The 12168-nt window shown below is 63.5% G+C and carries 14 protein-coding genes; all 14 read right to left on the reverse strand.

Going from position 1 to position 12168, the window contains the following annotated elements:
* Positions 1–44: 44 nt before the first annotated feature.
* Entirely contained in the window at positions 45–1907 is a 1863-nt protein-coding gene (locus tag IQ292_RS07815; protein WP_203309767.1) for a DUF1996 domain-containing protein, read from the reverse strand.
* Between the two features lie 4 nt (positions 1908–1911).
* On the reverse strand, positions 1912–3897 hold the full coding sequence (locus tag IQ292_RS07820; RefSeq protein WP_203309768.1) for a GDSL-type esterase/lipase family protein: 1986 nt from the start codon (positions 3895–3897) through the stop codon (positions 1912–1914).
* Positions 3894–4229: a hypothetical protein gene (locus tag IQ292_RS07825; protein WP_203309769.1), complete on the reverse strand. Its 336-nt coding sequence runs from the start codon at positions 4227–4229 to the stop codon at positions 3894–3896. The genes IQ292_RS07820 and IQ292_RS07825 overlap by 4 nt, the downstream gene beginning before the upstream one ends.
* Positions 4230–4279: 50 nt before the next feature.
* Entirely contained in the window at positions 4280–4585 is a 306-nt protein-coding gene (locus tag IQ292_RS07830; RefSeq protein WP_203309770.1) for a hypothetical protein, read from the reverse strand.
* A 12-nt stretch (positions 4586–4597) separates the two neighbouring features.
* Entirely contained in the window at positions 4598–5041 is a 444-nt protein-coding gene (locus tag IQ292_RS07835; protein ID WP_203309771.1) for a Bbp16 family capsid cement protein, read from the reverse strand.
* 14 nt (positions 5042–5055) lie between these two features.
* Complete coding sequence (locus IQ292_RS07840; protein WP_203309772.1) at positions 5056–6093, reverse strand: major capsid protein; 1038 nt, start codon at positions 6091–6093, stop codon at positions 5056–5058.
* A gap of 38 nt (positions 6094–6131) precedes the next feature.
* Positions 6132–7043: a hypothetical protein gene (locus IQ292_RS07845; protein ID WP_203309773.1), complete on the reverse strand. Its 912-nt coding sequence runs from the start codon at positions 7041–7043 to the stop codon at positions 6132–6134.
* A gap of 170 nt (positions 7044–7213) precedes the next feature.
* Positions 7214–7528 (reverse strand): hypothetical protein, encoded by a 315-nt coding sequence (locus tag IQ292_RS07850; RefSeq protein ID WP_203309774.1) that lies wholly within the window; start codon positions 7526–7528, stop codon positions 7214–7216.
* 111 nt (positions 7529–7639) lie between these two features.
* Positions 7640–7801 (reverse strand): hypothetical protein, encoded by a 162-nt coding sequence (locus IQ292_RS07855; RefSeq protein ID WP_203309775.1) that lies wholly within the window; start codon positions 7799–7801, stop codon positions 7640–7642.
* The gene (locus tag IQ292_RS07860; RefSeq protein ID WP_203309776.1) at positions 7798–9957 is read right to left on the reverse strand and encodes a cell envelope integrity TolA family protein; all 2160 of its coding nucleotides are present in this window, start codon (positions 9955–9957) and stop codon (positions 7798–7800) included. Before IQ292_RS07860 ends, IQ292_RS07855 begins: the two co-directional genes overlap by 4 nt.
* Positions 9957–10256 carry a hypothetical protein gene (locus IQ292_RS07865; protein WP_203309777.1) on the reverse strand — a complete coding sequence of 100 codons (300 nt, stop codon included), beginning with the start codon at positions 10254–10256 and terminating at the stop codon, positions 9957–9959. The genes IQ292_RS07860 and IQ292_RS07865 overlap by 1 nt, the downstream gene beginning before the upstream one ends.
* Positions 10253–11557, reverse strand: a complete 1305-nt coding sequence (locus IQ292_RS07870; protein ID WP_203309778.1) for a PBSX family phage terminase large subunit — start codon at positions 11555–11557, stop codon at positions 10253–10255. Before IQ292_RS07870 ends, IQ292_RS07865 begins: the two co-directional genes overlap by 4 nt.
* The gene (locus IQ292_RS07875; protein WP_203309779.1) at positions 11557–11922 is read right to left on the reverse strand and encodes a helix-turn-helix domain-containing protein; all 366 of its coding nucleotides are present in this window, start codon (positions 11920–11922) and stop codon (positions 11557–11559) included. Before IQ292_RS07875 ends, IQ292_RS07870 begins: the two co-directional genes overlap by 1 nt.
* Positions 11923–11935: 13 nt before the next feature.
* On the reverse strand, positions 11936–12145 hold the full coding sequence (locus IQ292_RS07880) for a hypothetical protein (protein WP_203309780.1): 210 nt from the start codon (positions 12143–12145) through the stop codon (positions 11936–11938).
* Positions 12146–12168: the final 23 nt, after the last annotated feature.

Consider the following 12168-nt stretch of genomic DNA (forward strand, 5'->3'; position numbering starts at 1 on the left):
AACCTGCGGGTTGCTCGGCCCCGCGGCGGGATAGGTGAGCCCGCTCACGACGCGATACTCGCCGGAGCATCAACCAGCCTGGGCGAAGCGATGAGCGGCAGCGGTCCGCGCTTCAGCATCGTGCCGTCGCCAAGCTCGCCATCGGAACAGTTGAGCATCTTGCCGATGCACTGGCTGGTCCAGGTGTCGCGCGTCTGCGGGTCCCATCCCTCCATATAGTCGGCGTGGAAGGTCGTGCCGCCGGTCATCGTCATGCCGTTCATGCGGTCGGACGAGAACCAGACGTCGCCGTCGTCGGCCGCGATCGTATAAGCGATCTGCTGCGTCAGTTCGGGGATGATGTAGGGATGCGTCGCCGGGCATTCCGCATAGACCTGCCCCTGATAGGTGGCGTGGGCGAGATGCGAGCGGTGGTCGGCGCTGTCGAGCTGACCGTTCCAGCAGTTGCCGAAGTTGATCGCGGTCATGATCTGGCCCGAGCCGCCGCAATCGCTGATCGCGTCCGCCAGCGTCTGGCGGTGGATCGACGGCTTGCCCGGCGAAATGCACCGATGCGTGAACGTGATGTTCTCCGGCTGGGCCTCGCCCATCCGCTTCATGTCATAGCCCGACACGACGCGCAGACCGGGCGGGATGCCGACGCAGCCCTTGGCCGATTCCTTGAGGCACATCGGGTCGCCGTCCGGCAGTCGCTTGTAATAGATCGAAAGATAGTCGGGCTGGATCACCTTGCCCGCGGCATTCATCAGCGCCGGCACCCAATAGGCCGAGCGGTTGAGCATGTTCGAACAGGTGCTGTCCCCCGACGCCCGCAGCGTGGCGTAGGTGGAGGCGTAGTTACCCGCGGTATTGCCGTACCATTGGTGGAGGTGCGGCGAGCCGCCCTTGACGCCGGGGTAGAGGATCGGGTCGTCGTAGTTCATCTGGCCGGCGGTGCAGATGAAGCGGAACGCACCGACGACGTCGGGCGCCATGGACGGTGGCAGATTGCCCGGGATGCCGTGGTCGTAGCCGGTCACGATCAGCGGTGCCCGGTCGAAATTGCTGGCGATCGGCGTGACGGAACTGGGCTGCGTGGCAGCAACGGCCGGGGCGGACAGTGCGTCCAGGGCGGCGAGGTAGATGCGCGCTAGGCGCCCCTCCCCACCGGAAAGGTCGGTCCCGCCATCGGTCGGATGGAGACCATCCTTGTAGAGCGTCTTGTCGCAGGCCGCAGCGTCGGAACCGAGCGCGTCGTCTGCCGCGAAGTCGAGCACGCCGTCGATCTTGCTGCCTACCGCCGCACGGATGGCCGGATTGACGATCGCACGGCGCTGGTTGTGCCGGTCGTAGTTGCACTGTGGCAAGACCGTCGCGACCGCCACCTTCGCGCCCGTTGCCTTCCAACCGGCGACATAGGCCCACAGCGCATCCAGCCACGCCTGCGGAGTGTCATAGCTGCCATCGCCAAGGTCGTTTGCCCCGATGAAGATCGTGACGACGGCAGGCTTCAGGGGCTTATCCGCAGCGAAACGTTGAACGAGGCCATTGCCACCCGCCGTATCGCTGATGCGCGACCCGCCGACAGCCTTGCCCGTAATGGACAGGCCGGGTCGCAAGCTCTTGGCAATGCCGACATAGCTGCCGCCCCAATCGATCGAGATGCTGTCCCCCTCTGCCAGGATACCCGACAGTGCGGATGGGGCAGGTGTAGGCGTAGGCGTTGGAATCGGAGTGGGCGTCGGCGTTGGTGCAGGCGAGGGTGCCGGCAGGCCATTGATCTGGTCCCACAGGTCCTTGACCGTCTTGGCGGGTGCTTTCCCGGATGCCTTGCTGATCGGCCCTTTCAGGTTCGTCAGCGTCAGCGACTGGTTGGCGGCCGGCGTGGCGGCGAGTGTAGCGACAAGAGCCGCGGTCCAGATCTTCATCGTTTTACCCCGATGTCGTCGGCTTGGCCGACTTGTACGGATGGTTTGCGGGGAGATTGGCCTGAAGGCCGAACTTCCATGCGAGATATCCCTCGACCAGCTGACGCTCGGTCGTCGTCGGAGCGGCGTTCAGATCAACGATCTCCGCCATATAGCCGTCGTAATAATCTCCGATGCCCGGAGAGCAGCCGATCTTGGGTGCGGTACCGACCGATACGGTGTTGGCAGAGAAGTTGCCGAAATCCGTGCCGTCCTGACTGATGCGCCAGTCGTTGGGAGCAGACTGGATCATGAACTGGTGCCAGTCGGTCGTCGTGCCGGGCGGGTTCATGTTGTCGCGGCGCGTGTTGGTGCCGTAGCCGGAATAGACCCCGCCGTCCGTATAGATCCAGTAGTCGCCCGTCTCGGTACCCCAGCTTCCCAGCGGCGCGCCAAAGTTGGCCGTGTTCGGATCGAGTGTGTTGCGGGAGATGAAGAAAGTGGCGAGCGAGGTGCGTCCGGTCAGCAAAGACGTCGGCGGCTTGAGGCCTGCGTTCTGCGCCGGGTCGAAGCGAACGGCCTTCAGGCTGTTGATCGCATTGGCTACGACCTTGGGCGTACCCGAGCCCGCCGTGTCAATCGTCAGATCGTTGCCCTTACCACTCTGGTCAGCCCAGACGTTGACCGCCGTGGTGTCGGCGCCCAGCGTTTCCGGCTTCTGCCACATGGCGAGCTTGGCACCCAGGTCAGTAGGCACCCAATCGCGCGATCCTGCCCCTGCGGTGGTGACCGTGAACGTCGCGGACGTCGTGCCAACGGTCAGCGTGGCGTTGACCTGCCCAGCCGCCGTGGTGGAACTGCGGATGCGCAGCGCGAGCGTGTCGCCGTTGATGACCGATCCCGTGCCGGCAAGGGTGAAAGCCCCGCCATTTTTCGAGACGTAGGCGCCGGAGCCAGCCTGATACGGCCGGCTCTCGCCTGCATGCAGGCCGCTCACGGTATAGGTGGCGCTGGTGATGTCCGTGTTTGCCGTCGCGTTCGTCGCGGGCGCAAACGAGAAGTTCAGCGGCTCGTTCGGGATGCCGAGCAGGTAATTCCACGGGATCTGGTAGACCTGAAGGAGCGCGGCTTGCCCGGCTGCGGTAGGATGCAGCCCGTCGACATAGTTGGCGGTGCTGTTCTCCGCGCCGTCCTGCCCCATGTACGAGGTGTCGAAGTCGAAGACATCGTCAATGCGCGAGCCGACAGCGGCGCGGATGAGCGGGTTCACCTGCGCACGGCGGGCGTTCCAGCCGGTTTGACCGGTGCGGGGCAACACAGTGCCGACTATCACCTTCGCGCCGGCCTGCTTGTACCGATCGGTCAGGGCAAACAGCGCGTTCACGAACGACTGCGCGTCGGCATAGCCGATCATGTCGTTGGCGCCGTCGAAGATGGAAACATGGGTAGGATTCAGCGCGAGATTGCTCGCGAGGCGGCCGTACAGGCTGTTCGTGCCGGCTGCATCGCCGGGCGTGCCGATGATCGACCCACCCACGGCAACCACGCTGTAATCGACGCTCGGGTGAGCGGTCTTCCACAGGCGCGCGTAGCTGTCCCAACCGTCGCCAGCGGCCTGCGAGTATTTCGTGATGCTGTCGCCGTCAGCCAACGCCTTGATGACGTTCGAGGCAATGGCAATAAGCCCGCTGGTGGTGCGTGGGCTGTTCGTGGCCCCCGCCAGCGTCTCAACGATATTGACCGCGCCCGCCGTGGTAGGCGTGCCGCTGATCGTTGTGCCGCTGATCGACAGGCCCGGTGCCCCTGCGCCAGTGAGCGAGAGCGTGCTGCCGCTCGTTGCGCCGCTGATCGTGGAGGTGAGGGCGCTGCCGACCGTTCCCGTGCTATTTGACACCGAGAGCGCGTTCAGGGTCGGAGAAGGCGTAGGGGTGGGCGCGGGCAGTGGCACCGCGGCACCGGCCCGCTGCCCCGCCCCCAGCGGCCACCCCTTCAGGATCGCGCGGCTGGTCACGGAAGGCGGCTCAGCGAGGCGTAGAGGCCAGTCGGCGTTCCGCCGCTGATCGTGATGCGGACCTTGGCGTTCGATCCGAGGCCAATACCGGTGCCGCCCGTCGTGTCATTCGCGGTCTTGGCGCTGCCCAGGTTCTGATAGGTCGTGCCGTCAGGCCCAGCCGATTGAAGCTGCACCGATGCGCCGTTGAACGCGCCTGCGGTCACGCTGAAAACGTAGTCGCCCCCGTAGACCGTCGTTGCCGGCTGGTCGCCCGTGGCGCTGAGATTGCTGGCGAGCGTCACGTTCTCGCGGATGCTGCCATCGCTATACTGCTGATCGTTATAGGCCATCGTGCGCCCCCAGGAAGAAACGGGGGCCGGTTTCCCGACCCCCTAGGCGCTCAGAGCGCAGGCTCGTTCGCTGCCTTGATGGCCGCGATCAGTTCCTTCTTGCTCATGCCGGTCGGGTCGACCTTCAGCGTGAGCGCGAGGGCGCGCAGGGCGTCGACCGACTGGCCCTCCAGCGGCACGTCAGCCGGAACCTTCTCGGTCGCCGCCTGGATCGCATGCGCGTCCTTCGGCTTGACCTCTGTCCAGTTGTCGTTCGGCTCCGCATCCGTCACGAACACGTCGCCCGCCTTGTGGTAAGCGCCGGCCGTGTGAACGTCTTCCGGCGCCGTATAGGCCTTGGGGTTACGCTTGGTCATGTCATCCGCTCCTTACAGGACCTGGTTGGTCTGGTTGCCCGCGGTGATGCTTGCGGTGATGCGGCCCGTGGTCGGAGCAGTGCCGGTCACCGTGTAATAGAGGCGGTGATAGCGGCGGTCTGCGCTGACCGGGACTTCATCGGGGAGGATGTGCGCGGCGCCGGCCTGAAGCTGCGCGAGCGTGTACGGGCCGCCGGTGATGACGGTCGTCAGGTTCTGGGTGAACGCCGCATCGTCCGCCACCTGATAGCCAACGGTGAGGTTGGTCAGGTTGTTGAACGACTCCGTGACGCGAATGGCCAGCGGCAGCTCGTTGCCCTTGCCCATGTCACGACGCAGCGGGGAAGCCGCGCCATAGACGGTGCCGGTCGCGCCGGTGTCCCAGACATTGGTGGACGCCGTGGTTGCCGTGATCGGCTGGCGGTCGGAGAAAAGCTCCGTGCGATCAAAGATCATGGTTCCTGTCTCCCTTACGAAGCCGCAACGACGCGGGCTTCCGCGTTGATGAGCGAGTCAGTTTCGCGAATGGGCATGGTGCGGTACGTGAGCACCTCACGGCCGGCGAGTTCGTCCGGGGTCAGCCGGATCTTGTTGTCCGACGCGCCGCTGTTGGTCTGGAGCGAGTCCAGATATTCTAGCACGGTACGGTTGGCGTACATCACGGTCTTGCCGGGGCTGACCATGCCGCCGTTGCCGATCTTGGCGTTACGACGGGTCTGGAGCTTGTAGTAAGCCGACCGCAGGTATTTCATCAGGTCGAGCGTGCCGGCCTGCATAGCGCTGACCGAAATGTTGGCGATGCGCGCGTTGAAGCGCCAGTCACCGACACGGCAGCCCAGGTGCTGACGGAACAGCTCTTCCTTGGCGTAGTAGGGGTTGCCCACGTCATCCAGGACGCGCTGGTCGCCCATGTCCTGACGCGAAACGCCCGCCGTGGTGCCCTCCGGGTAGATCAGCGACGTCTGGTTCTCGCCCCAGGTGATGAACCAGATGGAGGTGTTGTCGTTGCCGGTGCCGCCAGCGTCCACGATCTGGTTGCCCGCGCCCTGACCGCCGATCGCGTTGTAACGCGCCGCAACGCCCTTGAAGCGCTCCGGAGTGGTGGCCGTGTCGGCGTAGAAGAAGTTCGTGGTCGCTTCCTGCGACATGGCTTCAAGGTAGGGCTGAGCCTCCGACATGCGCACGGCAGCCGGGTTCTTGCTGATCTCCAGCAGGCGCTTGTCGATGGTCGACAGGCCTTCGAAGAAGCCCGTGGTGTCTTCGACCTGCGTGGTCGTGGACTTGCCCTGCGGAATGCCCTGATAGAGACGGCCCCACGTGACCTGCGGCAGACCCGTGCGGATCGTGGACAGGTGCTTGGTGCCCTGGTTCGCCTCGATCATCACCGCGTCTTCCATGAGCGGGTTGATGATGTTCAGCGCTTCGATAACGGGTACGATGTTGCGGTTGTTGTCGGAGCGGCGGTAGATGTCCGCGAGCCCCAAGAAGCTGTTTCCGATGGTAGCCATATGGCCTCCCTTTGAGCGTGGAGGCCGTCAGGCCTCCGTTAGCGGCGGATGTCGTCGGGGTAGAGCAGCGAGGCGGCGTCAGCGGGGGTGGGGTTGCCACCTGTGATGCCGGGACGCGCTGCGGGCGGAAGCTGGGACTTGGCTGCCCTCACAGGCTCCATCTTCTTCTTCATCAGCTGGTCGTACTTGTCGGCCTTGGCCTTGAAGTCTCCGATGCGACGAAGGGCGAGGATGTCGGCCGCACGGGCCTGCGCCATCACTTCCTGCGAATATCCGAGTTCTGCCGCGATGGGCTGCAACTTCTCAAGCAGCTTCGCACGCTCCGATGGGTCGGACCATTCGGTACCTAGTGCGTCTTCCAGTGCGTGGTGTTCGGCCTGAATTTCGGCCTGATACTGCTGCTGGGAGATCGCGTCGGCGTGTTGCCGGGATTGTTCGATCTGCTGCGAGATCGCGTCTCGCTGGGCAGCGGCGTAATCATACTCCGCTTTCTGCTGATAGTAAAGATCACGATGTTGCGGATCACCACTCGAAAGCAACCGCGGGTCCGGTATCTCAGGGACTGGCGGCAGGAACTGCTGGAGCGCGCGCTGATGGTTCTCCATGATCGTGCTGAGCGCCTGTCGCGCCTCGCTCTCGACCGCCTGCCGCGTGCTGGACGCCTCGCGGCTCTTCTGTTGCAGGAATTTCTCGCGATCGGCCTCGCGCTGCGCGATTACCTCCTGCGCCTCACGGGGGAGGGTGCCGAACACTTCCTTCGCGTCCTTGGCCCAACTGGTCGGCGCGGCAATCGGTTCTAGATCGGGCTGCTGTCCTCCGTCTCCGGACTGCTCTTCACCCTCAGGGGTTTCGGCCCCGGCGTCCGGGTCCTGCTGCGGCTCGGCCTCATAGCCTTCCTGCGGCTGTTCGACGGTATCGACGGGCTGCTCGACGGGGGTTTCAATGTCCATGGTTCCCTGCTCCCTCAAAATGGCTTCCACAGGCGCGAGCGGATGCGATGGCGCTCTCGGGCCCGTTCCTCGGCTTTGGTGATCTCTGCGCGCTCTGCGTCGGTCATGAGCGCTGCCGCCCGCTGTGCCGCGATAAGGCGCTGGTAAGCGTCATCAGCCGCCGACATAGGTCAGTAGCTCGCATAACGGCGCTGCTCGGTATTCAGGCGAGCGATGTTGCCGGCTCGATCGGCTTCGGCCTGCGCCTGCTGGCCATCCGCAATCAGCGCGGTCATCTGCACCTCGACTTGGTCAAGGATCTTCAGCGCTGTGGACAGCTTCTCGACCATAGCCAGCGGTTCACCACGCATCGGATGCTTTGCAGCGACCTCGCGGAGCTTTGCCAGATAGTCGTCTCGGATCACCGACAGCGCTGGCCCGACGAACTCCTTCATCGCGGCGTCGGCCCGTTCAGCACGGGCCATGCGCATTGCTTCATCGGCCATTGCGGTTGCTCCAAATGCGAGGGATGAAGCGAAGCCATGCCCAAGGCGACCTTTGCCGCTCAGGCTCGTTGCCCAATGCCTCCCTCAGTGCGACGGCATAGAAGATCGGGTTCATTGCCGCGGCTCCGCTTCTACGAGGGTGATTTCCTGCGGCTCGCCAGTCACGAAGCTGACGATCTCGCGCGCAGTGCCGACGCAATCGCCGTAGCGACCGCACTCGACGGCTTTCTCGACGGCCCAGCACCGGATTTCGATCAACTCGTCTCGGGTCACTGGTCCAGCTCCCCCCCAGGACGGAAGCTGCTGATCGTGTCGTCCTTCTCGTCAGCCTGCTCAGCTTTCTGCTGGGCCATCTTTTGGTCGAAGGCGAACCGGCGTTCAGCTAGGTCCATCTCAAAGTTTTGCTGCCGCTGCGCGAGTGCTGTCTCAAGCTCCTGCGACTGCTGCTTCAAATGCGCATCCAAGGCTGCCCGCTCGCGCTGCATCTGGAGGTCGAAATCCTGCTGGCGCGCGGCTAGCTCGTTTTTGGCATCCATCTGCTGTGCGTCGAGCTGGAGCTTCGACATCGCATGTTCGTGAGCCTGCTGGTCCTTTGCCGCCTGCACCTGAGCATCGGTCTGCGTCTTGACGATCTCAGGGTTGGGCTGGGGCTCTGCCGGGGGAAGGTCGGCCGGGTTCAGCACGTATTCCGAAGGCGACCCGAGCCCGCTGTCTTCCACGTAGCCGCGCAGGTTCTGGTAGACCTGCTCTTCGCTGACGATGCGCCCGCCGGCTGCGACGATCCCCTGCTGAATCTGAAAAAGCTGCATCCGGGCAGCGATCTTCTGATCCTTGTTACCCGTGCCGATGCCGACGTTGATCAGCATGTCGATGTCTTCAGGCCACTTGCGCGGATCGATCTGGCGGTATTTGCCCTCGATCTTCATGCGGAACGGCAGGCCGAACTTGCGCATCAGCCGGTACCGCTTGGCGAACATCGGGGCGATCAGGAACTCCACGAAATTGCGGGTCACGTAGAGTTCGATCTGCTGCGACTGCGCCATGAGCATGCCCATGCCGGTCGCGGTCTTGTTCATCGTGTCGGGGTTGAGGCCCTGCGACTGCCGGGTGACGCCGGTACGGCTTTCCCGCTCGGCAGACATCATCTCCATGCCCTGGAACGCGGTCGGGCTAGTATCCTGCTGCGCCAGCGGGGCAGGGGCATTGGTCCCGGTGTAGCGGACGAGCCCACCAGGCCGCACCGTCAGCAGGTCATCGATCGTATCAACCGTCATCGAGTCTTGGCTGACCAGCGTGCGAGGGCTGGTCGACAGGTAGAGGCTGTCCAACCCCTGACGCAGCAGAACCGAGCGGATGCGCTGGATGTCCATAACCTTGTCGGCCGAACTATCACCGACCAGTCGATGCTGGCGCGGGAAGGGCGACCACAGCGAATAGGGCTGCTCGTCAACTTCCATGACCTTCAGCACCACGTTCCCGACGCGATGCACGAACAGGCGTTCAGCAATGCCGTCGCCGTTCAGATCGTAGAGAACGTACTCTTCCTCAAGCCAGATGATCTTGTTGGCGCCCGTCCGCTGGCCAACACTCTGCACTGTGACGCTACGGCGCTCGTCTCGCGCCTGCTCCACGGTCGTGTTGGTGTTGCCGGTACCCCAGACATTCTCAAGCTCAGTGATGTCGTAACCGAGCTTGACGAGATCGGACGTGGTGCGGCGCATCCGCTCCCCGACATAGATCGCCTCATCCAGACAGTCGGCATCAGGCGAGACCCGGAAGAACTCGTTCGGTACGGCAACGTCACGAAACATCGGCGGCTGTGGAATCTCGACCACCGCGTCAAACAGCAGGTCCTCGCCATCCATCAGCGGCTCGGCCTGGACGATGCGCAGACCATCGGCCGTCATCAGCCCAGCGTCGTCGTGCTCCAGGATTTCGTCAGCCATCAGCCGACGCGGCTCGCGCTTAGGCGGCTGCGGTTCGGCAAACGTCTTGACGATGCCCGTCATCTCCATCTGCCCAGCCTTCAGGGCATCGTGCAGAACGCGATAGCCGTTTTGCTTTCTAAGGAACTGGTAGCGGACAGCGGCGGTCGCTTCCTCGCCATAGTCGATCATGACTGGCTGTTGCGTCTGCTCGTTCAGCACCGGCTGGCCATCGTCGCCGATCTGCGGCTCGGCTTCCGTCTGGAACTCGACCGCCTTGCCGCTCGCCAGGATCGTGTTGAGGATGCCGACCTGCTGCGTGTCGATGACCTCCGCAACGTCGCGGGTGACAGCTTGGCTGCGACCCTCGACCTCATCGCCATAGGGACGGCCATCGTAGAACTCGATCGCCGTTGCACGCCGATCCTCCAAGGAGGCATCGTAGCCGCGGCCCTGCTCGGTTTGCAGAAAGTTGATGAACTCGGATGGGACGTCAACGGCCATCAGAATTGCTCCCAATAGTCGGCCTCATCGACCGCAATTTTGGAGCCAAAGAGGACCGCCCAAGCGTCGCCTGCTCTTCCAACAAGCCGCTTGGCTTTCGCCACCTTCCGCTGCCACCAAGTAGGATTCAGGTTGATCGCTTCAGGCCCCCAGGACAGATCCCAACGGCACATGACGGGCTCCCCATCATGGGGCACCGAGGACATAAGCGCCCCGTCAGGATGTCCTCGATAAAGGTCAGCCAGTTCTTTCGGGCTGCCAGTCACGACAAACCGTTTGATTGGCTCAACGACCATCACACAATCCCCCTCGAAAGCTGCGAATAGTCGATGGCCCGAGACTGGACGGGCGGCGTGTATGCGACCGCCGCCAAGCCGAAAGCGTCGGCCCCGTGGCTCGACCAATCGTGGTTCGGCCCAAGGCCAATGCCGCGAGCCTCGTCCCGCTTCTCGTGGTACCAGCCGATGGCCTCTAGACCGCCAGCACAGCGCGACTCATCGAACCACATTTGCGGGAACAGCCGGCGCCCGGCCTCGACGCGCTGCATCGCTGCACCTGCGCCCTGGTTCGGAATGACGCGCGTCGCAAAGCCCGCTTCCTTCAGCGCGCCCTCGTAGGTCGTCTGCTGGATCTTGTCGTGCTGGGCGCCGTCGTGCGGCAGGACGCACAGCGCTTTGCCGTAGCCGTTATCACGCAGCCAATTGACGTGGGTAGCCAGCGGTTGGCCTGACGCCTCGTAATAGTCGAGGAAGCGTATCTCGCGGGCGATGTACTGGACGATCCAGATCGCCGTCGCGTCGGCCTTTGCACCGGTGCCGCCGATATCCCAGACAGCGTACAGCGTCATCAGGGGGTCAGCAGCTACCCGGCCGACCCGCCCTTCTGCACGAGCCGCCTTGATCTGCTTGGCGTAATAGGCGCCTTCAACGATGCTGACGTAATCGCCCTCCCAGATGTGGTCATAATCGTCGGGGGTTAGACGGAAGCAATCGTCGCGCTCCTGCTTCAGCTCGTTTGTCAGCCAAGGGTTATCCCGCCAGTTTGCCGTGACCACGACGGCACCTGTCGGCTTGTTCGCGCCGGTGAACATGACGTCGACGGGATCGCTCTTGCGCCGTGGATTATAGCTCCACCACATCTGCGAGCCAGCCGCACGCATCGTCGGTCGGTACAGGCCGATGCTGGTCTTGCTCGCCCCGTGCGCCTCTTCCCACCAGCCGCGCTTAAAGCCCTCCAGCGACTTGATGCTGTCGGCGGTGTAGTCGTTCATCCCCTTGAAGATGATCAGGCCATCACCGGGGGTTGCGATCACGTCGCGATACACCTTGAAGCCGTCGCCTTCCCCTAGGCGGAAGTCGCTCAGCTTCTTTTCGATCAGCGCTTTGGAGGACTGCGCCAGGTCCTTCTGCACCTCACGGATGCAAACCGATCGCAGGCCCTCGCCACCGCTCTCGCCAGGCTCGGCCATGCTGTCCTCAACAAGCATGCCGGCGAAGAAATGGGATTTGCCCGATCCCCGACCGCCCTTGGCAACCTTGTCGCGTGCCGGCTCCAGCAGCGGGACGAACACCCGCGCCGTGGGAATGTCGAGCGAGGCCATCAGCCCTGCGCTTTCGGGTCGAAGATCGTCCGCGTCACCTTCTCGTAAGTGACGCTGCCGCTGTGCTCGTTCTCAACCTTGTCTCGCCAATCTCCCTGACCGGCGTTTTTCAGCGCAAAGATCGTGGAAGTGACGACCGGACCTTCAGCGGCGGTTAGCAGGCGGCGTTCGAGAAACGCCTGACGCTTTGACTTAGCCAAAGCTACCAATTCACCAAAATCGGGGTGCTGCTCGGCCCACTCATAGACACGCTGGCGGTGGATGTCGCATTCGCCAGCGGCAGCAGCCAGAGACAAACCTTCGGCCATCAGGGCAAGGATTTGCTCGCCAAGTTCAGGTGTGAAGATAGTGGGGCGGCCTGCCATAACGCCGCCCCGGTTACACCACGCGAGTCTTGCGTTTTAGGGAGGAAAGTCGATTGCCGAGAACGTAATTGCGGCGACGGCGTTTCAACTCATCGCCGCCACATTCGCTGATGGACCGCTTGAACCGCGGCGTGTCCATGCCGAGTGCTTCCTTGGCCTCCCAGCCCATTTGCTCGAAGACCTCAGCGAAGTCGGCAGGTGCGGGCAGGAATGGCCGGCCCATCACTTTACAGTGTCCGATAATAG

This window comes from Sphingomonas beigongshangi, from assembly GCF_016820445.1.
Taxonomy (GTDB): domain Bacteria; phylum Pseudomonadota; class Alphaproteobacteria; order Sphingomonadales; family Sphingomonadaceae; genus Sphingomonas; species Sphingomonas beigongshangi.